The 19404-nt window shown below is 63.0% G+C and carries 18 protein-coding genes; 7 read left to right on the top strand and 11 right to left on the bottom strand.

Annotated features, from left to right (window positions below):
* The 6 genes from OGL93_RS18685 to gloB form a co-directional block, all read right to left on the bottom strand.
* Positions 1 to 1020: an ABC transporter permease gene (locus tag OGL93_RS18685; RefSeq protein ID WP_263264341.1), complete on the bottom strand. Its 1020-nt coding sequence runs from the start codon at positions 1018 to 1020 to the stop codon at positions 1 to 3.
* Positions 1020 to 2093: a microcin C ABC transporter permease YejB gene (locus OGL93_RS18690; RefSeq protein WP_263264342.1), complete on the bottom strand. Its 1074-nt coding sequence runs from the start codon at positions 2091 to 2093 to the stop codon at positions 1020 to 1022. Before OGL93_RS18690 ends, OGL93_RS18685 begins: the two co-directional genes overlap by 1 nt.
* On the bottom strand, positions 2093 to 3898 hold the full coding sequence (locus tag OGL93_RS18695) for an extracellular solute-binding protein (RefSeq protein WP_263264344.1): 1806 nt from the start codon (positions 3896 to 3898) through the stop codon (positions 2093 to 2095). Before OGL93_RS18695 ends, OGL93_RS18690 begins: the two co-directional genes overlap by 1 nt.
* Complete coding sequence (locus tag OGL93_RS18700) at positions 3895 to 5724, bottom strand: extracellular solute-binding protein (RefSeq protein ID WP_263264346.1); 1830 nt, start codon at positions 5722 to 5724, stop codon at positions 3895 to 3897. Before OGL93_RS18700 ends, OGL93_RS18695 begins: the two co-directional genes overlap by 4 nt.
* A 106-nt stretch (positions 5725 to 5830) precedes the next feature.
* Positions 5831 to 7246, bottom strand: coding sequence for a transglycosylase SLT domain-containing protein (locus OGL93_RS18705; protein ID WP_263264347.1), 1416 nt, complete (start codon positions 7244 to 7246; stop codon positions 5831 to 5833).
* A gap of 98 nt (positions 7247 to 7344) precedes the next feature.
* Positions 7345 to 8124 (bottom strand): hydroxyacylglutathione hydrolase, encoded by a 780-nt coding sequence (gloB, locus tag OGL93_RS18710; RefSeq protein WP_263264348.1) that lies wholly within the window; start codon positions 8122 to 8124, stop codon positions 7345 to 7347.
* A gap of 126 nt (positions 8125 to 8250) precedes the next feature.
* On the opposite strand from gloB, the gene OGL93_RS18715 reads away from it, so the two are divergent.
* From OGL93_RS18715 to dnaQ, 3 genes are read left to right on the top strand one after another with little or no spacing between them, the layout of a single operon-like run.
* Positions 8251 to 9009 carry a class I SAM-dependent methyltransferase gene (locus tag OGL93_RS18715; protein ID WP_263264349.1) on the top strand — a complete coding sequence of 253 codons (759 nt, stop codon included), beginning with the start codon at positions 8251 to 8253 and terminating at the stop codon, positions 9007 to 9009.
* A 30-nt stretch (positions 9010 to 9039) separates the two neighbouring features.
* Positions 9040 to 9510, top strand: coding sequence for a ribonuclease HI (rnhA, locus tag OGL93_RS18720; RefSeq protein WP_263264350.1), 471 nt, complete (start codon positions 9040 to 9042; stop codon positions 9508 to 9510).
* Positions 9511 to 9512: 2 nt separating this feature from the next.
* A complete protein-coding gene (gene dnaQ / locus OGL93_RS18725; protein ID WP_263264411.1) occupies positions 9513 to 10250 on the top strand; it encodes a DNA polymerase III subunit epsilon in 738 nt (245 codons plus the stop codon).
* 75 nt (positions 10251 to 10325) lie between these two features.
* On the opposite strand, the gene OGL93_RS18730 is transcribed toward dnaQ, so the two are convergent.
* Entirely contained in the window at positions 10326 to 10544 is a 219-nt protein-coding gene (locus OGL93_RS18730; protein WP_263264351.1) for a hypothetical protein, read from the bottom strand.
* A 296-nt stretch (positions 10545 to 10840) separates the two neighbouring features.
* Between OGL93_RS18730 and brnQ the strand changes: the two genes are divergently transcribed.
* Complete coding sequence (gene brnQ, locus OGL93_RS18735; protein ID WP_263264352.1) at positions 10841 to 12157, top strand: branched-chain amino acid transport system II carrier protein; 1317 nt, start codon at positions 10841 to 10843, stop codon at positions 12155 to 12157.
* Positions 12158 to 12252: 95 nt separating this feature from the next.
* On the top strand, positions 12253 to 13227 hold the full coding sequence (locus OGL93_RS18740) for a hypothetical protein (protein ID WP_263264353.1): 975 nt from the start codon (positions 12253 to 12255) through the stop codon (positions 13225 to 13227).
* Positions 13228 to 13350: 123 nt separating this feature from the next.
* Here the strand turns inward: OGL93_RS18740 and OGL93_RS18745 are convergent, their stop codons facing one another.
* Entirely contained in the window at positions 13351 to 13626 is a 276-nt protein-coding gene (locus OGL93_RS18745; RefSeq protein WP_263264354.1) for a hypothetical protein, read from the bottom strand.
* 205 nt (positions 13627 to 13831) lie between these two features.
* Between OGL93_RS18745 and htpG the strand changes: the two genes are divergently transcribed.
* Together htpG and OGL93_RS18755 are read left to right on the top strand one after the other, a co-directional pair.
* Positions 13832 to 15739 (top strand): molecular chaperone HtpG, encoded by a 1908-nt coding sequence (htpG, locus tag OGL93_RS18750; protein WP_263264355.1) that lies wholly within the window; start codon positions 13832 to 13834, stop codon positions 15737 to 15739.
* 58 nt (positions 15740 to 15797) lie between these two features.
* Positions 15798 to 16532 carry a dienelactone hydrolase family protein gene (locus OGL93_RS18755; protein ID WP_263264356.1) on the top strand — a complete coding sequence of 245 codons (735 nt, stop codon included), beginning with the start codon at positions 15798 to 15800 and terminating at the stop codon, positions 16530 to 16532.
* On the opposite strand, the gene OGL93_RS18760 is transcribed toward OGL93_RS18755, so the two are convergent.
* The 3 genes from OGL93_RS18760 to fabA form a co-directional block, all read right to left on the bottom strand.
* Positions 16529 to 17407, bottom strand: a complete 879-nt coding sequence (locus OGL93_RS18760; RefSeq protein WP_263264357.1) for a pirin family protein — start codon at positions 17405 to 17407, stop codon at positions 16529 to 16531. The two genes, OGL93_RS18755 and OGL93_RS18760, sit on opposite strands and share 4 nt — an antisense overlap.
* Before the next feature lie 99 nt (positions 17408 to 17506).
* Positions 17507 to 18727 (bottom strand): beta-ketoacyl-ACP synthase I, encoded by a 1221-nt coding sequence (gene fabB / locus OGL93_RS18765; protein WP_263264358.1) that lies wholly within the window; start codon positions 18725 to 18727, stop codon positions 17507 to 17509.
* A gap of 11 nt (positions 18728 to 18738) precedes the next feature.
* Positions 18739 to 19254 carry a 3-hydroxyacyl-[acyl-carrier-protein] dehydratase FabA gene (fabA, locus tag OGL93_RS18770; RefSeq protein WP_263264360.1) on the bottom strand — a complete coding sequence of 172 codons (516 nt, stop codon included), beginning with the start codon at positions 19252 to 19254 and terminating at the stop codon, positions 18739 to 18741.
* Between the last annotated feature and the right edge of the window lie 150 nt (positions 19255 to 19404).

Below are 19404 nucleotides of genomic sequence, written 5' to 3' on the forward strand. Positions count from 1 at the left end.
TCATTTCCTTGGATCGAACGCATCGCGCGCGGCTTCGCCGATGAACACCAGCAGGCTCAGCATCAGGGCCAGCACGCCGAAGGCGCTCAGGCCCAGCCAGGGCGCTTGCAGGTTGGCCTTCGCCTGGCCCACCAGTTCGCCGAGCGATGGCGACCCCGCGGGCAGGCCGAAGCCTAGAAAGTCCAGTGCGGTGAGGGTGCCGATGGCGCCGGTCAGAATGAACGGCAGGTAGGTCATGGTCGACACCATGGCGTTGGGCAAAATGTGGTGGAACATGATCGGGCCGTCTCGCATGCCCAGCGCCCGTGCGGCGCGAACGTACTCGAGGTTGCGCCCACGCAGGAATTCCGCGCGCACCACGTCGACCAGGCTCATCCAGGAAAACAGCAGCATGATGCCCAGCAACCACCACACATTCGGTTGCACGAAGCTGGCCAGGATGATCAGCAGGTACAGCACCGGCAACCCGGACCAGACCTCGAGGAAGCGTTGCCCGGCGAGGTCTACCCAGCCGCCATAGAACCCCTGAAGCGCGCCGGCCAGCACCCCGACCACGGAACTGAGCAAAGTCAGCGTCAGCGCGAACAACACGGAAATCCGAAACCCGTAGATGACCCGGGCGAGCACGTCGCGCCCTTGATCGTCCGTGCCGAGCCAGTTCTGCCGCGACGGCGGCGCCGGGGCGGGCACCTTGAGCTCGTAGTTGATGCTCTGGTAGCTGAACGGGATCGGTGCCCAGACCGCCCAGGCACCCTGGCGCTCCAGCAGGTCGCGTACGTAAGGGCTCTTGTAGTTGGGCTCCAGCGGAAATTCGCCACCGAAGGCGGTTTCGGGGTAGCGCTTGAAGGCCGGGAAGTACCAGGCATCGTTGACATGAACCACCAGCGGCTTGTCGTTGGCGAGCAGTTCGGCGCCCAGGCTCAGCACGAACAACACACTGAACAACCACAGCGACCACCAGCCGCGCCTGTGCGCCTTGAAGCGTTGCAGCCGTCGCCGATTGAGGGGGGAGAGGGCCATCAGTGCTTCCTGCCTTCGAAATCGATTCGCGGGTCCACGAGGGTATAGGTGAGGTCGCCGATCAGCTTTACCAGCAGGCCGACCAGGGTGAAGATGAACAGCGTGCCGAACACTACTGGGTAGTCCCGGTTGATGGCTGCCTCGAAGCTCATCAGGCCCAGCCCATCCAGGGAGAAGATCACTTCGATCAGCAGCGAGCCCGTAAAGAAGATGCCGATAAAGGCCGAAGGGAAGCCCGCGACCACCAACAGCATCGCGTTGCGGAACACATGGCCGTAGAGCACCCGTCGTTGGGGCAACCCCTTGGCCCGCGCGGTGACGACGTATTGCTTGCCGATTTCGTCCATGAAGCTGTTCTTGGTCAGCAGCGTCAGGGTGGCGAAATGGCCGATCACCAGTGCGGTCACGGGCAAGGCCAGGTGCCAGAAATAATCCCGGACCTTGCCGGCCAGGCTGAGCTGGTCGAAGTCGTTGGACGTCAGGCCGCGCAGCGGGAACCAGTTCAAGTAGCTGCCCCCGGCGAACAGCACGATCAGCAAGACGGCGAAGAGAAACGCCGGCACCGCATAGCCGATAACGATGGCCGAGCTGGTCCACACATCAAAGGCCGAGCCATGGCGGGTAGCCTTGGCGATACCGAGCGGAATGGACACCAGGTACATGATCAGCGTGCTCCACAGCCCGAGGGAGATGGACACCGGCATTTTTTCCAGGATCAGGTCTGTCACCTTGGCGTCGCGGAAGAAGCTTTCGCCGAAGTCCAGGCGGGCGTAATTCTTGACCATGATCCAGAGGCGCTCCGGCGCGGATTTGTCGAAGCCGTACATGTGTTCGATCTCCGCTACCAGGGCGGGGTCCAGCCCTTGCGCGCCCCGATAGCTGGAGCCGGCCACCGACACCTCGGCGCCGCCGCCGGCGATGCGGCTGGTGGCCCCCTCGAAGCCTTCGAGCTTGGCGATCATCTGCTCGACCGGCCCTCCGGGCGCGGCCTGCACGATAAGAAAGTTGATCACCAGGATGCCGAAGAGCGTGGGCACGATCAGCAGCAGGCGACGAAGCAGATAACCGAGCATCAGTTGGCCTCCTCGGCGGATTTGGCCCACCAGGTCGAGAGGCCAATGTCGTAGCGCGGTGGCGTGGCCGGGTGGGCGAACCTGTTCCAGTACGCCACCCGCCAGCTGTCCAGGTGCCAGTTGGGGACCAGGATCGCGTTCCACAGCAATACGCGATCCAAGGCATGGGCGTGGGTGACCAGGCTGGCCCGGGAGCCGGCGTTGATCAGCCCTTCCAGCAGGGCGTCCACGGCTGGGTCCTTCAGGCCCATGAAATTGCGGCTGCCGGGGTTGTCCGCTGCCGCGCTGGACCAATAGCCGCGCTGCTCGTTACCCGGAGAAGCGGACTGCGGGAAGCTCGCCACTATCATGTCGTAGTCTCGCGAGCGGAGCCGGTTGATGTACTGAGACATGTCTACCCGCCGCAACACCAGGTCTATGCCCAGGTCCTTGAGGTTGCGCTTGTACGGCAGCAGCACGCGCTCGAAGTCCGGTTGCACGATCAAAAACTCAATCACCGCCGGTTTGCCTTGGGCGTCGAGCATGCGGTCGCCTTCGATGCGCCATCCCGCTTCTTGCAATAGCCGGTAAGCCTCGCGCTGCTGATCGCGGATCATCCCGCTGCCATCGGTGACCGGGGCGCTCCAGGCTTCGGTGAAAACCTGGGGCGGCAGCTGCTCGCGCAGGGGCTCGAGCAGCTTGAGTTCGGCGGCGTCTGGCAGGCCATGAGCAGCCATTTCGGAGTTCTCGAAGAAACTGCCGTTACGTTTATACGCCCCATTGAACAGCTGCTTGTTGGTCCACTCGAAGTCCAACAGCAGCGCCAAGGCGCGGCGGACCCGCAGGTCGGCGAAAAGGGGGCGGCGCTGGTTGAACACAAAGCCTTGCATGCCCGTGGGGCTGCCGTTAGGGATCTCTTCGCGCACCAAGCGGCCATCTCTGACCGCCGGAACGTCATACGCGGTGGCCCAGTTCTTGGCGATCATTTCCTGCCAGTAGTCGAACTGGACGGCCTTGAGCGCTTCGAGCGCTACGGTGGAGTCGCGGTAGTAGTCGTACACGAGGGTGTCGAAGTTGTATTGGCCGCGGTTGACGGGCAGGTCTTTGGCCCAGTAGTCCCTTACCCGCTCCAGGCGGACCGAGCGCCCGGCTTGAACCGCGGCAACCTTGTACGGGCCACTGCCAAGGGGGATGTCCAAGGTTCCGCGTTCGAAATCGCGCCCCTCCCAGAAGTGCCTGGGCAGCACCGGCAGTTGCCCGAGGATCAGCGGCAACTCGCGGTTGGCGCCACCCTTGAACTTGAACAGGATCTGCAATGGGCTTTCGACCACTACCTGCTGAACGTCGGCGTAGTAGCTGCGGTAGAAGGGCGCGCCGTGGGCCGTCAGCGTGTTGAAGGTAAAGGCGACATCCTCGGCGCGAAGCGGGTGACCGTCATGGAAGCGGGCCTCAGGGCGCAGGTAAAAGCGCACCCAGGTGTTGTCCGGCGCTTTTTCGATGCGCCGGGCCACCAGCCCATATTCACTCATGGGCTCATCCAGGCTCTGCACCGTGAGGGTGTCGTAGATCTGGCCGAGGCCGCTGGCTGGCACGCCCTTGTTGATAAAGGGATTCAGGCTGTCGAAGCCACCGATCGCCGCTTGGCGAAAAGTGCCGCCCTTGGGCGCTTCGGGGTTCACGTAGTCGAAGTGAGTAAAACTTGCGGGGTAGCGCGGCGGTTCGTCATAGAGGGTGATCGCATGTTCGTTGCCGGCGTTGGCAGCGCTCGCCGTCGCCAGCAATAGAAGGCTGCAGGCCAGGCGGGCCAGCGCTGGGTGTAGCGTCATCGGTTGTTCTCCAAGGGCTTGAGCCACCAGGTGTTCAGCGCCAGGGCATAGGGCGGAGTCGGCAGGAAGGCGAAGCGATCGCGGTAGGCGAGGCGGTGGTAGTTCAGGTACCAGTTCGGGACCATGTAATGCTGCCACAGCAGTACCCGATCCAGGGCACGGGTGGCCGCGACCTGTTCTTCCCGGCTGCGGGCGCCGAGCAATTGCTCGAGCAGCCGGTCCACCACCGGATCGGCGATCCCTGCATAGTTCTTGCTGCCCTTGATGGCGGCCTGGCTGGAATGGAAGTACTGCCATTGCTCCAGGCCGGGGCTGAGCGTCTGGTTGAGGGTCATCAGGATCATGTCGAAGTCGAACTGATCCAGGCGTTGCTTGTACTGAGCGCGGTCCACGGTGCGCAGGTGGGCGTCGATGCCGATACGGCCGAGGTTTTCCACATAAGGCTCGAGGATCCGCTCCAGGGTGGGGTTGACCAGCAGCACTTCTACCTGGAGCGGTTGCCCCACGCGGTTGCGCAACTGGCCGTCCCGGTAGTTCCAGCCCGCTTCGGCCAACAGGGCCATGGCGCTGCGCAAGGTATCGCGGGGAATGCCGTTGCCCTCGGTTTGGGACACCTCGAAGGGCTCGGTGAACAACCGAGGCGGCAAGCGCTCGCGCCACGGCGCCAACAGCAGCCATTCCTGGCCAGTAGGTAAGCCGCTGGCAGTGAATTCGCTATTAGGGAAATAACTGTTCGCCCGCTGATAGGCACCGCTGAACAGCGTGCGGTTGGTCCATTCGAAATCGAACAACATGGCCAGCGCCTGGCGCACCCGCGCGTCATTGAACCGTGCGCGCCGGGTGTTCAGGAACAGGCCCTGGGTTTGCGTTGGAATCCGGTGAACGATTTCCCGTTTGACCACCGCGCCCTCGGCAACAGCCGGAAAGTCGTAGCCATTGGCCCAGTTCTTCGCCTGGTGCTCGATGTAGATGTCGAATTCCCCCGCCTTGAAGGCTTCGAATGCGACGTTGCTGTCCCGGTAGAACTCGACCTCTACTCGATCGAAGTTGTATTTGCCGCGGTTGACGGGCAGGTCCTTGCCCCACCAGTGGCGGTCCCGTTCGAACACCAGGCGCCGCCCCGGCTCGACCTGGGTAATCCGGTACGGGCCGCTGCTCACCGGCGGTTCGAAGGTCGTGGCCTGGAAGTTGCGGCCCTGCCAATAATGCCGCGACAGTATCGGCAGCTCGCCCAGGCGCAGGATCAGCAATGGGTTGCCGCTGCGCTTGAATACGAAGCGCACCCGGTGAGGGTTGAGTTGGTCTACCCGCTGCACCTCTTGCAGGCTGGTGCGGTACTGCGGATGCCCTTGCTTGAGCAAGGTGCGGTAGGAGAAGGCGACGTCTGCGGCGGTGATGGGCTGGCCATCGCTGAAGTGCGCTTCGGGCCGCAGGTTGAACACCACCCAGCTGCGGTCATCGGCGTACTCCACCGAGCGAGCGATCAGGCCATAGCTGGAGGTCGCCTCGTCACCGGAGGGATCGTATTGCCCGGTGCCCACCATCAGCGGTTCGTTCAGCTCACTCACGCCATATTGCAGGAAGTTGGCCGTAGAGGAGGGGCTGGTTCCCTTCAGAGTGTAGGGGTTGAGCGTATCGAAGGTACCGGCCGCCATGATCCGCAGCGTGCCGCCCTTGGGTGCGTCGGGGTTTGCCCAATCGAAATGGCTGAAGCCCGCCGAGTACTTCAAGGTACCGAACTGCGCATAGCCATGGCTTTCGATTCGCGCAGCGGCGGCGTGGCCGCAGAAGGCCAAGCCAAGCACAAGGAGGGGGAGAACACGCATCAGGTCACGGATTCAAGGGTGGCCAGACCGTACAGTACCAGACTCGGCGCAGCCCCAACAGTTTGAGGGCCGCCTGGGGCAGCGGCCTGGGCGGGTGCTGGCCTTATCAGCGGTCGATGTAGACGGTGAGGGTCTGCCCGGGCCGCAGCGCCTTGCCAAGGGCCGGGTTCCAGCGCTTGAGGTGCTGTGGTTGAACGTTGAAGCGCTTGGCGACCAGGTAGTAGGAATCGCCCTTGCGCACCGTGTAGCGGGTAGTGCGGCGGTTGTCCTCGGCCGGCGCGCTGGCCGCCGCTCCACCCTGCATCACGAGGGTCTGGCCGACCTTCAGGTGCTTGCCGCCCAGCTTGTTCCAGCGCTGCAGGTCGCTAACGCTGACCTTGTTGGCCTTGGCGATCGAGGATAGGTTGTCCCCGGCGCGCACCCTGTAGGCCCGGCGTGGGGCCGGCGCCGTGCTGGCCACCTGCTCGAACACCTGTTCGCGGGGGCGCAGGGTCAACAACTCCTCAGGCTTCATGGACGACAAGCTGTCGGCCAACAGTTGCGCCTTGGCGGTAGGCACCAGCAGGTGCTGGGGGCGGTCCAGGGTCATGCGCTTCTTGAAGGCCGGGTTAAGCTGGTACAGCTCGTCTTCGTCGATGTTCGCCAGGGCCGCGACACGTGCGAGATCGAGCCGCTGGTTGACTTCCAGCACCTTGAAGTAAGGCTGGTTGGCAATGGGCTCGAGCGCCACGCCATAAGCCTGAGGCGCGGACACCACTTCCGACAGCGCCAGCAGCTTGGGCACGTAGTCCCGGGTTTCCTGGGGCAGCGGCAGGTTCCAGTAATCGGTAGGCAGGCCAAGCTTCTCGTTGCGCTCGATGGCCCGGCCCACGGTTCCTTCGCCGGCGTTGTAAGCGGCCAGGGCGAGCAGCCAGTCGCCGTTGAACATGTCGTGCAGCTTGCTCAGGTAATCCAGCGCGGCCGTGGTGGAGGCGGTCACATCCTGGCGGCCGTCGTACAGGTTGGTCTGGCGCAGGTTGTAATAGCGGCCCGTGGAAGGAATGAATTGCCACAAACCCACAGCGTTGGCGCGCGACAGCGCCATCGGGTTGTAGGCGCTTTCGATCACCGGCAGCAGTGCCAGCTCCAGCGGCATGTTGCGCTCTTCGAGGCGCTCGACGATGTAGTGCAGGTAAAGGCTGCCACGGTCCGCGGAGCCGAGCAGGAATTCCGGATTGCTGACGAACCACAGGCGCTGTTGCTCCACCCGTGGGTTCACGTCGATGCCATCTTGCAGCTGGAAGCCGTCTCGCATGCGCGCCCAAAGGTCCTGCGGGGGCTGTTTGCGGTCATGCTCCACCTGGAAAACCGGCTTGGGCTTGACCCGCTTGATCATTGTGGAGGGAGCCGCCGGGGCCGGGTTTTCCTCCACATGCGCCGAGCTCTGGCAGCCTACCAGCGCGGCGGACATGGCCAGGGCGATAGCCTGGGCAAGCCGGGTGAGGGCGCGGGAAGACGGCGTGCGATGAGTGGATAGCGACATTGGCTGCGGGCATGTCCGGGCAAAAAGGTGCGGGGATTCTAGAAAGGGGGGATAGGGCGGTCAACCTTTCAAAGCGCACCGGCATCGGCAGCCTTCGCTCAGAACTTATCCTTCCACCTCCGGATCGCTGCGAACACCGCGGCTTCGCTGGCAAGAGTAGCGCCTGCCCATTGCTCGGCTTTTTCTTTAATGGATGTTTCACCAACCCTCAGGAAAGGGTTGGTGGCCTTTTCCATGGCCAATGTGCTCGGCAGCGTTATCTCATGACGTTCGCGCTGCGCGCTGACCGCGTCGAAGCGGGCGGCCAAGGCGGCATTCTCCGGCTCGACGGCGCGGGCGAAACGCAAGTTACTGAGGGTGTACTCGTGTGCGCAATACACCTGCGTATCCTGTGCCAGGGCTGCCAGGCGTTTCAGAGACGCATGCATCTGCTCCGGAGTGCCTTCGAACAACCTTCCGCAGCCACCGGCGAACAGCGTGTCGCCGCAGAACAGCAGCGGTTGTGCAGGGGCTTCGTGGGCGAAGGCAATATGCCCCGCGGTATGCCCTGGCACTAGCAGCACCCGCAGGTCCAGGCCCAGCACCTGCAGCCGCGCGCCATCTTCGAGGGGTTGGTCCAGCGCCGGTATCGTCTCGCCAGCCGGGCCCGCCACGCGTGCTCCGGTGCGTGCCTTGAGGGCTGCCACGCCTCCGGTATGGTCATGGTGATGGTGCGTAACCAGAATATCGGTCAGCGACCACTCCGGGTGCTCGTCCAGCCAGCGCTGCACGGGGTCGGCGTCGCCGGGGTCGACCACGGCGCAGCGGTGGCTGGCCGGATCACGCAGTAGCCAGATGTAGTTGTCGGAGAACGCGGAAAGGGCGTCGATCTGTATCATGGCGGTGGTCGCTACGCTTTGAGGTATGGTTTATCTTAGGGTTTGTGCGAGAAGTCGGCGAGCATAGCCACTTTCGTACAAGCCTGAGCCTGGATGATCCCGGAGAGCACCCGGAGGGAAGCGGCAATGACAGACAAGCCATTCGCGCAGGCGGATCAGCAATGGGTCGAACTCATCGGCCAAGCCAGGGAATGGTTCGAAGGGCCGCTGGGTCAGCTTTTGTTGCGTGAGGAGCACAGCGTCCTTTGCGCTGAACTGGGCAAATTCTTCGGCGGCTACCTGGTGCACTATGGCCCGCACGCCGATGCTCCGCCAGTGGCTGCACGCATTCAGCACCATGTGCGGCTCGGCGCCCCGTTGCCCGGGGTGCAGATCGCCTGCGAGGAGCAAGCCTGGCCATTGGGCGAGCACGCCGCCGATTTGGTCGTGCTGCAGCATGGGTTGGACTTTTCCCTGTCGCCCCATGGCCTGCTGCGGGAGGCCGCGCGCGCGGTGCGTCCTGGCGGCCATCTGGTGATCGTCGGAATAAACCCCTGGAGCCCTTGGGGGGTGCGGCATGTGTTCGCCAAAGGTGCCCTGGGCAGAGCGCGCTGCATATCGGCCTCGCGGGTGGGGGATTGGCTAAACCTGCTGGGTTTCGCGCTGGAGAAAAAGCGCTTCGGATGCTATTGTCCGCCGCTTGCCTCGCCCGCCTGGCAGGCCCGCATGGCGGGCTGGGAGCGCCTTGCCGGCCGCTGGCAAAGCGCCGGTGGCGGCTTCTACGTGCTGGTGGCGCGCAAGCTGGTGGTTGGCCTGCGCCCATTGCGCCAGGCCCGCCGCGAGCCCATGGGCAAGTTGTTGCCGCTGCCGCTGGCCAAGCTCAACAGGCGCGACGGCAGGCAATAAGCGGTTCACGTTTCCGTTACAGGCTGATCAATGAGCGATGTCGTCGAGGTTTACACCGATGGAGCCTGCAAGGGCAATCCCGGCCCAGGAGGCTGGGGCGCGCTGCTGGTCTACAAAGGGGTGGAAAAGGAACTGTGGGGCGGTGAAACCTCCACCACCAACAACCGCATGGAACTGATGGCGGCCATCCGTGCGCTTGAAGAGCTCAAGCGCTCCTGCCAAGTGACCTTGGTCACCGACTCGGAATATGTCATGAAGGGCATCCAGCAATGGATGCCAAACTGGAAAAAGCGTGGCTGGAAGACGGCCGCTCGTGAACCAGTGAAAAACGCCGACCTTTGGCAGGAGCTCGACGCCCAGGTGGCGCGTCATCAGGTGAGCTGGCAATGGGTGCGTGGGCATAATGGCCATCACGGTAATGAACGCGCCGATGCCTTGGCCAACCGGGGAGTGGACGACGTACGCAGGCTGCGCCAGGGGCAGCAGGGGATAGCGCCATGAATATGCCGATGGCAACGCAGCGGATCGTGGTGCTGGATACCGAAACCACGGGTATGCCGGTAACCGACGGCCACCGTGTCCTGGAAATCGGCTGCGTCGAAGTGATGGGGCGGCGCCTGACCGGGCGAAACTTCCATATTTATCTGCAGCCAGACCGCGACAGCGACGAAGGCGCCATCGGCGTTCACGGCATCACCTCTGAGTTCCTGCGCGATAAGCCGCGCTTCGCCGAAGTGGCGGACGAGTTCTATGACTACATCCAGGGCGCCACCCTGGTCATTCATAACGCCGCGTTCGACGTGGGGTTCCTTAACAACGAATTCGCGCTCATCGGCCAGGCGGACCGCGCTGACCTGAGCCAGTATTGCACTATCGTGGATTCGCTGGGCCTGGCGCGAGCACGTCATCCGGGCCAGCGCAACAACCTCGATGCCTTGTGCAAACGTTACGGTATCGACCTGAGCGAGCGGACGCTCCACGGCGCGCTGCTCGACGCCGAATTGCTGGCCGACGTTTACCTGGCCATGACCGGTGGCCAAACCAGCCTGTCGCTGGCGGGCAGCAGCGAAGGCGAGGAGGGCGGTACCGAGCAGGGGAGCCAGATCCGTCGCCTGCCTGCGAGCCGACCGACGGGGAGGGTCGTCCTTGCCAACGAGGCGGAGCTTGCTGCCCACGTTGCTCACCTGGAACGTATCGGCAAGGCCGCTGGCGCTCCAGCGCTCTGGGCGCAAAGCCTCTGAGCGCTCGATGGCTGACGACGGGCATAAAAAAACGCGGCATTCAAGGCCGCGTTTTTTATGCTTGGGTGGTGCTTGTCAGGGGATACGAACAATCTCGATCCCGCTCTGCACCAGCATGAAACGATCATCCCCCAGATGGTTTACCCGATCGCCGATCGCCAGCTTGTAGGTAAGCAAGGGCGCTTCGGCCAAGGTCCCATCAGCGAGCACGACCGCACTCTGAAATGCATGGACGGGATACACGCGCCCTTCGGCGTCCCGAGCGTGAAACTGGGCCACCAATTCTGCTGCCATGGTTACATCCTCCGAGCGGTGCGGCGCAAGTGTCTGAAATGATAGACCCTTGTTTCGCTAGGGAGTTTTACATTCAGTAAAAATTTAACCCGCGCTAATACGGGCTTTTTCGGTGCGCTGGTCGCGCTGCCGCCCCGAACGGGTGCATTTGCACGCCGGGTTCGTTATCCTGCGCCACTTTCCGGCAGCCTCACAAGGGCCATTCGGAACTGCCTGCCTTATCTGGTGGCGCCCCTTCCCCCGACCCTGCGGGAAACTCCCTTTCCTTCGTTCGTTCTGCAGTATGGTCCCTTTAAATGAAAGTGCTTAAAGGCCAGGACATCCTGGCACTCGGTTTCATGACATTCGCGCTCTTCGTCGGCGCCGGTAACATCATCTTTCCGCCCATCGTCGGCCTGCAGTCCGGGCCCTTCGTCTGGCTTGCCGCCGTCGGTTTTCTGGTAACGGCCGTGGGCCTGCCGGTGCTGACCGTCGTTGCCCTGGCCAAGGTCGGCGGCAGCATCGATGCGCTTAGCAGCCCGCTTGGGCGCTTCGCTGGAGTATTGCTGGCGGTGGTCTGCTACCTCGCCGTCGGCCCGCTGTTCGCCACGCCGCGCACCGCTACGGTTTCCTTCACGGTCGGGTTGGCACCTTTGACTGGCGACGGCCCGGTGCCGTTGATGATCTACAGCTTGGTCTACTTCACCGTGGTTGCACTGGTGTCTCTGTACCCCGGCCGCCTGCTCGACACCGTAGGGCGCTTCCTGGCGCCGCTGAAGATCCTTGCCCTGGCCGCCCTCGGCATTGCCGCCTTCATGTTGCCCGCCGGGCCGATCGGCGAGGCGACGGCCGAGTACCAGGCGTCGCCGTTTTCCCTAGGGTTCATCAATGGCTACCTGACCATGGACACCCTCGGCGCCTTGGTCTTCGGTATCGTCATCGTCAATGCCATCCGCTCTCGTGGCATCGAGTCGCCACGGCTGGTCACGCGTTACGCGGTGATCGCTGGGCTCATCGCCGGCGTCGGCCTGATCCTGGTATACGTCAGCCTGTTCCGTCTGGGCGCAGGCAGCCATGCGATCGCCGCGGGGGCCAATAACGGCGCGCAGGTGCTGCATGCCTACGTGCAGCACACCTTTGGCGATATGGGCAGCGTGTTCCTCGCCGTGTTGATCTCGTTGGCCTGCCTGGTGACCGCGGTAGGGCTCACCTGCGCGTGCGCGGAGTACTTCAGCGGCCTGCTGCCGCTGTCTTATCGCACCCTGGTGCTGTTGCTGGCGGCGTTCTCGTTGTTGGTGTCGAACCTCGGGCTGACCCGCTTGATCCAGGTGTCGATTCCTATCCTGACGGCTATCTACCCGCCCTGCATTGTGCTGGTCGCGCTGAGCTTCGTGCAGAACCTCTGGCGCTCCCCGATGAACGTAGTGGCGCCCGTAGCGCTGGTATCGCTGCTGTTCGGTTGCATCGATGCCTTCAAGGCAACGCCCTGGGCCGAACACCTGCCCACAGCTCTGGCGACCTTGCCCCTGAGCGCGCAGAACCTCGCTTGGCTGGTGCCTTCGGTGGCCACCTTGGTCGTTGCGGTAGCCTGTGACCGCCTGTTCGCTGGAGCCACCGCTCGCTCTGAGGGCTAGGCCGGAGGGCCTGTGTGGCGTCAGGCCTTACCCCAGGCAGTGCCCAGTGCTACGCTGGGCCCCGAACCGGCGTTGGCCGGGCCCAGGGAGGGAGCATGAACGACGCCATCGGTGGTTACTTCGGGCTGGAGATACCACCAGGTGTCAGCCCTTATCCTACGGCGCTGGGTTATAACAGCGCCCGTTATGCCTTCCAGGCGCTGCTCGGCACCAGTAACGCCCGCCGGCTGTACTTGCCTTGGTACACCTGCAAAACCATGGTCGAGGCGGCACACCGCAGCGGGATCGAGCTACGCCGCTATTGCCTGGACGAGCGCCTCGAACCTGTCGGCCTACCTGCCCTCGACGCCGACGAGCGCCTGCTGTACGTGAACTATTTCGGCTACCAGGGCGCTTTCATCCGTGAGCGCCTGGCACCAAGCCTCGCCGGGCAGTTGATCGCCGATCACGCCCAGGCGCTGTTCTGCCCGCCCCTGGACGGCGTGCCAACCCTTTACTCCCCCCGCAAATTCGTCGGTGTGCCCGATGGCGGCTGGCTGCTCAACGCACCCGCGATCATGCCGCCGCTGCCCCCTGCCTTGAGCAAGGATCGCTTCGCCGCGCTGCTTGGGCGCCTCGAGGATGGCCCCGAGCCCTGGTACGGAAGTTACGTTGAGGTGGAGCAGGGAATCGCCGCGGAAGGGATGCGGGGCATGTCGGTGTTGACCGCACGCTTGCTCGAGGGCGTGGATTACGCAGGCATCGCCGCGAGACGACAGGCGAACCTGGCGCACTTGCACCGCGGTTTGGCAGGGCTCAATCGTTACCAGGTGCCGGTGCAGGCGGGGCTCGCGCCGCTGTGCTATCCACTGTTGCTGGCCGATGCCAGCCAAACGGAACGGGTGCGGGCACAGCTCGCCGGCCAACGTATTTACCTGGCGACCTATTGGCGGGACGTGCTCGAAGCAAAGGGGGGCTGTGAAGTCGGTGCACGCTGGGCGCAATGCATGCTGCCATTGCCGATAGACCAACGCTACGGTCCAGCTCATATGGAAAGGCTGATAGCGGCGGTGAGCCAGGCCTTGGGTTGAAGCCCGGCCGCCGCTGAGTCGATTGGCGAAGCAGTTCGCACAGACCCACAGGCGAGCCGGGTTTGCAGGGCGGAGCGCGACGCATAGGCCGGGCCACGGAGGCCGGGCCATAGGCCGAGTAGCTTATTGCTTTTGAGTGGCTTCTGCGGCCGGTGCTGGGGCATTGCCGTTAGCCGGGGTGCTTTCCTCGGCGGCTTTGCGCTGAGCTTCAGCGGCGTCGTTGTTGGCCTTGGCGTTTTCCTTGGCCGCGTCGTTCATGTGGTCCTGAGCCTTGTCCATCTGCTGCTGGGCGTTTTCTTTATGGTCCTGGGCGTCTTTGGCCTTGTCAGAGGCGTTGTCGCAAGCAGCCAGGCCAAGGGTCGCGGCCAGCATCAAGGCATAAGCGAAAGTCTTTTGCATGGGGTGTTTCTCCTTATGGATGATCATCACGTGGCTTCGAGCGCAGCGGGGTCTGTTAAGTTCCTCCGCGTGCGGGGATGCACTCATGTGCGCCATTCGACTTGAAATCCGCTTGCCAGCCCCCATCTGCTGCACATCCCGCCCGTTAGCCGGGCAGTCCGCGCCGCTTGGCGGCTTGTGCAATCAGCATTGGAGTTCGAACAAAATGAGTGTGGAAACTCAAAAAGAAACCCTGGGCTTCCAGACCGAGGTGAAACAGCTGCTGCACCTCATGATTCATTCGCTGTATTCCAACAAGGAAATCTTCCTTCGCGAACTGATTTCCAACGCCTCGGACGCCGTCGACAAACTGCGTTTCGAAGCCCTGGCCAGCCCGGAACTGCTCGAAGGCGGCGCGGAACTGAAAATCCGTGTGAGCTTCGACAAGGACGCCAAAACCGTCACTATCGACGACAACGGGATCGGCATGAGCCGTGAAGAAGTCATCGCGCACCTGGGCACTATCGCCAAGTCGGGCACCGCGGACTTCATGAAGAACCTCACCGGCGACCAGAAGAAAGATTCGCACCTGATTGGCCAGTTCGGCGTGGGCTTCTACTCAGCCTTCATCGTCGCCGACCAGGTCGATGTCTTCAGCCGCCGCGCAGGCTCCCCAGCCAGCGAGGGCGTGCACTGGTCATCCCGTGGCGAAGGTGAGTTCGAGGTTGCCAACGTCGAGAAAGCCGAGCGCGGCACTCGTATCGTGCTGCACCTGAAGGCCGATGAAGCCGAGTTCGCCGATGGCTGGCGCCTGCGTAACGTCATCAAGAAATACTCGGATCACATCGCCCTGCCGATCGAGTTGCCGAAAGAGCAAGCGGCCGCCGAGGAAGGCGAAGAACCTACCGAGCCGGGGTGGGAAACCATCAACCGGGCAAGCGCGCTGTGGACCCGCCCTCGCACCGAGATCAAGGACGAGGAATACCAGGAGTTCTACAAGCACATCGCGCATGACTTCGAGAACCCGCTGAGCTGGAGCCACAACAAGGTCGAAGGCAAGCTGGAATACAACTCGCTGCTGTATGTGCCGGCCCGTGCGCCCTTCGACCTGTATCACCGGGAAGCACCGCGCGGCCTGAAGCTCTACGTCCAGCGCGTGTTCATCATGGACCAGGCCGAGTCGTTCCTGCCGCTGTATCTGCGCTTCATCAAAGGCGTGGTGGACTCCAACGACCTGTCGCTGAACGTGTCTCGGGAAATCCTCCAGAAGGATCCGGTCATCGACTCCATGAAGACCGCCTTGACCAAGCGTGTGCTGGACATGCTCGACAAGCTGGCGAAGAACGAGCCGGAGCAATACAAGGCGTTCTGGAAGAACTTCGGCCAGGTGCTGAAGGAAGGCCCCGCCGAAGACTTCGCCAACAAGGAAAAGATCGCTGGCCTGCTGCGCTTTTCCTCTACCCAGGACGAAACCGGCGAGCAAAGCGTTGCGCTCACGGACTACCTGGGCCGCGCCAAGGAGGGCCAGGACAAGATCTACTACCTCACCGGCGAGAGCTACGCTCAGGTCAAGAACAGCCCGCACTTGGAAGTCTTCCGCAAGAAAGGCATCGAGGTCTTGCTGCTCACCGACCGTATCGACGAGTGGCTCATGAGCTACCTCAACGAGTTCGACGGCAAGAGCTTCGTGGACGTCGCGCGCGGCGACCTGGACCTGGGCAAGCTCGACAGTGAAGAGGACAAGCAAGCCCAGGAAGCCGTCGCCAAAGAGAAAGAAGGGCTGGTCGAGCGTTTGAAAACCGCTCTGGGCGATACCGTCAGCGAAGTACGGGTGTCGCACCGCCTGACCGATTCGCCGGCCATTCTGGCCATCGGCGAGCACGATATGGGCCTGCAGATGCGGCAGATCCTGGAGGCGAGCGGGCAAAAGGTGCCGGATACCAAGCCGATCTTCGAGTTCAACCCGGCGCACCCGCTGATCGACAAGCTGGACCACGAGCCGGACGAAGACCGTTTCGCCGACTTCGCCCATATCCTGTTCGACCAGGCGGCGCTATCGGCAGGCGACAGCCTGAAAGACCCGGCAGCTTACGTGCGGCGGCTGAACAAGCTGCTGATCGAGTTGTCAGTCTAACGCCTATGCTATGGCCCGCTACGGCGGGCCTTTTCTTTGGGGTAATCAGGAGCAATCAATGAGCGCCATCACTGTTGAGTCGTTGGTCTACCAGTTGGACGGCACGGCCTTCGAGAGCCGGCTGGTCTTCGATGCCGACATCAAGTCTCCGCGCCCGGGGCTGATCATGGCACCGAACTGGATGGGCGTTTCCGAAGGCGCCGAGCGTATTGCCCAGGCGGTGGCTTCCCAAGGTTATGTGGTGCTGGTCGCCGACCTTTATGGGCAAGCGGTACGCCCACAAGATGGCGATGCGGCATTAGCCGCGATGATGCCACTCAAGAATGATCGCGGCTTGCTGCGCAAGCGCATGCAGGCCGCGCTGCAGCAGTTGACCGCACAGAGCTTCACTTCCGTGGACGGCAGCAACCTTGCCAGTTTCGGCTTCTGTTTCGGCGGTTGCTGTGCGCTGGAACTGGCCCGGGACGGCGCCGCCTTGAAGGCTGCCGTATCCTTCCACGGTACGCTGGATACGCCGAACCCCGCCGATGCCAACAACATCAGCGGCGCAGTGCTGGTGATGCATGGCGATGCCGACCCGTTGGTGCCCAAGGAGCAACTGCCGGCCTTCATTGAAGAAATGAATGCCGCCAAGGTGGATTGGCAATTGATCAGCTACGGCGGGGCCTACCACTCGTTCACCGATCCCGAGGCGAATAATCCGGGCAAGCAGATGTACGACAAAAAGGTTTCGGACCGCGCCTTCCAGTCGATGTACAACCTGTTCGCCGAAGTCTTCCAGCCTCAGCTCTAACTGCGTCTGGCGGGGCCGGGCAGTTCCACCCGCCCGGTCTCCCCTGACACCTGCGGCCAGTCTCCTACGGCCCAGCGCGCTCGGGCACGCTCTATGAGGGCGGGGTCGCTGGCGACGAAGTTCCAGTTCATCCGTCTCGGGCCATCCAGCGCGGCGCCGCCAACCAGGGCCAGGCGCGCGCCGAGGCCGCTGCTCAAGGTCATCTCCGCGCCTTCCTCAAGCACCACCAGAGTATGTGGATCGACAGGGCCTGAGCCTAGTCGTGCGTCGCCTTCGAGCAGAAACACCGCCCGCTCGGCATGCTCGTCGGGGATCAGCAGCGAGCTCCCGGCTGCCATGTCTATCACGGCGTAAAGGGTGGGGGAGAGCACTGGCACGGGCGATATCAACCTGAAACCATGCCCCGCGACCAAGGTGATGCGCACCCCGGCTTCGTCATGGCTAGGTAGCTCATCGGGCTCGAAGTAGTAATAGCTTGGTTCGTCCGCTTCGTGGTCCCGGGGCATCGCCAGCCATACCTGCAGCCCATGCAGCCGGCTACCGGCCTGCATCAGGTAGCTCGGCGTGCGCTCGATATGGGCGATTTCCCGCCCAGCGGTCATCCAGCTCACTGCGCCTGGCACGACGCGTTCCTCCGAACCCAGGCTGTCCTTGTGCAGCAGTTCGCCTTCAAACAGATACGTAAGCGTGGAAAGACCGATATGCGGATGCTGGTGGATGTTCATGCCGTGCCCGGGAGGATACTCGTGGGGCAGGATGTAATCGAAAAACACGAACGGGCCGACATTGCGGCACTGGGCTGAGGGCAGGGGGCGGAGGATTGGCTGGCCGCCGACATTCTCCTGCCGGGGGGTGATGACTTGAGCGATAGGCATGGCGGCTCCACAGAAGTTGGCGCCGCCAGTGTAGCGCGCAAAAACGAACGGCGCCCGAGGGCGCCGTTGTCTTACCGCTTGAAGCTGACCGCTTGCCGCTTACTTGCCCTGCCAGCGCTTGAGCACCAGGGTGGCATTGGTACCACCAAAGCCAAAGCTGTTGCTCATCACTGTGTTGAGCTCTACGTTCTCGCGGGTTTCCCGCAGGATCGGCATGTCGGCGACTTCCGGGTCGAGCTCATCGATGTTGGCCGAGCCGGCAATGAAGTTGCCTTCCATCATCAGCATGCAGTAGATGGCCTCGTGCACGCCGGCGGCGCCCAGCGAGTGACCGGAGAGACTCTTGGTAGAGCTGATCGCCGGAGCTTTGTCCTTGAACACTTCGCGCACGCCACGGATCTCCGCCACATCGCCTACCGGCGTCGAAGTGCCGTGGGTGTTCAGGTAGTCGATCGGGGTGTCGACCGTGGCCAGCGCCTGTTGCATGCAGCGGATGGCACCTTCGCCGCTAGGGGCGACCATGTCGTATCCATCCGAGGTGGCGCCATAGCCGACGATCTCGGCATAGATCTTCGCGCCGCGAGCCAAGGCGTGCTCCAGCTCCTCGACCACTACCATGCCGCCGCCGCCGGCGATGACGAAGCCATCGCGTTTGGCGTCGTAGGCGCGGGAGGCTTTTTCGGGCGTCTCGTTGTACTGCGACGACAATGCGCCCATCGCGTCGAAGAGGAACGACTGGGTCCAGTGTTCTTCTTCACCGCCACCGGCGAATACCACGTCCTGCTTGCCCAGCTGGATCTGCTCCATGGCCGCGCCGATGCAATGGGCGCTGGTGGCGCAGGCGGAGGCGATGGAGTAGTTCAGGCCCTTGATCTTGAAGGGCGTGGCCAGGCAGGCGGAAACGGTGCTGCTCATGGTGCGGGTGACCCGGTATGGGCCTACGCGCTTGACGCCCTTTTCCCGAAGGATGTCCAGGGCTTCCATCTGGTTCAAGGTGGACGCGCCACCGGAACCGGCGATCAACCCGGTGCGCGGGTTGGAAACCTGGTCTTCGGGCAGGCCCGAGTCAGCGATGGCCTGTTGCATCGCCAGGTAGGCATAAGCGGCGGCGTGGCCGACAAAACGGTACACCTTGCGGTCGATCAGTTCCTCGAGGTTCAGGTCGACCGAGCCAGACACCTGGCTGCGCAGCCCCATTTCGGCATATTCCGGGTTGAAGCGGATGCCGGGGCGGTTTGCGCGCAGGTTGGCGGAAACGGTGTCTTTGTCATTGCCCAAGCACGAAACGATGCCTAGACCCGTGATAACGACGCGGCGCATGCGAATAACCCTTAGAAGTTTTCGGTGGACGTGAACAGGCCGACCCGCAGGCCTTCGGCGCTGTAGATCTCGCGGCCATCGACACTGACGGTGCCTTCGGCAATGGCCAGGACCAGCTTGCCTTTCATGGTGCGCTTGATCTGAATGTTATAGGTGACCTTTTTAGCGGTCGGCAGTACCTGGCCGAAGAACTTGACCTCGCCGGACCCCAGCGCCCGACCGCGGCCTGGGTTGCCTTGCCAGCCCAGGTAGAAACCTACCAGCTGCCACATGGCATCGAGGCCCAGGCAGCCAGGCATTACCGGGTCGCCTTCGAAATGGCAGGCGAAGAACCACAGGTCCGGGTTGATATCCAGCTCGGCGACCAATTCACCCTTGCCGTACTTGCCGCCTTCTTCGCTGATATGGGTAATGCGATCGACCATCAGCATGTTGGGGGCGGGCAATTGCGCGTTACCTGGGCCGAACAGCTCGCCGCGACTGCAGCGCAGCAGGTCTTCCCGGGTAAAGGCGTGTTGTTTGGTCATGCGAGCTCCTCAATGGTCCCTGCTGGGCAGGGGGCAAATCATCCCGGCCGGCAAAAAAAGGGGCGAGTTTCCCCAGGCCGGCAGCCTAGTCATAGACTATTGCGTCGTGGTTAAAGTCACAGGATGACAGGCCGAACCCGGTCACCCTGC

Origin of the sequence: Pseudomonas sp. RIT-PI-S (genome assembly GCF_025642975.1) — a bacterium.
Lineage (GTDB): Bacteria > Pseudomonadota > Gammaproteobacteria > Pseudomonadales > Pseudomonadaceae > Aquipseudomonas.

Coding starts and splice junctions, on each gene's coding strand:
- dnaQ (WP_263264411.1), top strand. CDS start 9,513: ATGCCGATGGCAACGCAGCGGATCGTGGTGCTGGATACCGAAACCACG.
- OGL93_RS18695 (WP_263264344.1), bottom strand. CDS start 3,898: ATGACGCTACACCCAGCGCTGGCCCGCCTGGCCTGCAGCCTTCTATTG.
- OGL93_RS18705 (WP_263264347.1), bottom strand. CDS start 7,246: ATGTCGCTATCCACTCATCGCACGCCGTCTTCCCGCGCCCTCACCCGG.
- OGL93_RS18755 (WP_263264356.1), top strand. CDS start 15,798: ATGAGCGCCATCACTGTTGAGTCGTTGGTCTACCAGTTGGACGGCACG.
- gloB (WP_263264348.1), bottom strand. CDS start 8,124: ATGATACAGATCGACGCCCTTTCCGCGTTCTCCGACAACTACATCTGG.
- OGL93_RS18690 (WP_263264342.1), bottom strand. CDS start 2,093: ATGCTCGGTTATCTGCTTCGTCGCCTGCTGCTGATCGTGCCCACGCTC.
- OGL93_RS18730 (WP_263264351.1), bottom strand. CDS start 10,544: ATGGCAGCAGAATTGGTGGCCCAGTTTCACGCTCGGGACGCCGAAGGG.
- OGL93_RS18745 (WP_263264354.1), bottom strand. CDS start 13,626: ATGCAAAAGACTTTCGCTTATGCCTTGATGCTGGCCGCGACCCTTGGC.
- OGL93_RS18740 (WP_263264353.1), top strand. CDS start 12,253: ATGAACGACGCCATCGGTGGTTACTTCGGGCTGGAGATACCACCAGGT.
- OGL93_RS18700 (WP_263264346.1), bottom strand. CDS start 5,724: ATGCGTGTTCTCCCCCTCCTTGTGCTTGGCTTGGCCTTCTGCGGCCAC.
- htpG (WP_263264355.1), top strand. CDS start 13,832: ATGAGTGTGGAAACTCAAAAAGAAACCCTGGGCTTCCAGACCGAGGTG.
- fabB (WP_263264358.1), bottom strand. CDS start 18,727: ATGCGCCGCGTCGTTATCACGGGTCTAGGCATCGTTTCGTGCTTGGGC.
- brnQ (WP_263264352.1), top strand. CDS start 10,841: ATGAAAGTGCTTAAAGGCCAGGACATCCTGGCACTCGGTTTCATGACA.
- rnhA (WP_263264350.1), top strand. CDS start 9,040: ATGAGCGATGTCGTCGAGGTTTACACCGATGGAGCCTGCAAGGGCAAT.
- OGL93_RS18760 (WP_263264357.1), bottom strand. CDS start 17,407: ATGCCTATCGCTCAAGTCATCACCCCCCGGCAGGAGAATGTCGGCGGC.
- OGL93_RS18715 (WP_263264349.1), top strand. CDS start 8,251: ATGACAGACAAGCCATTCGCGCAGGCGGATCAGCAATGGGTCGAACTC.
- fabA (WP_263264360.1), bottom strand. CDS start 19,254: ATGACCAAACAACACGCCTTTACCCGGGAAGACCTGCTGCGCTGCAGT.
- OGL93_RS18685 (WP_263264341.1), bottom strand. CDS start 1,020: ATGGCCCTCTCCCCCCTCAATCGGCGACGGCTGCAACGCTTCAAGGCG.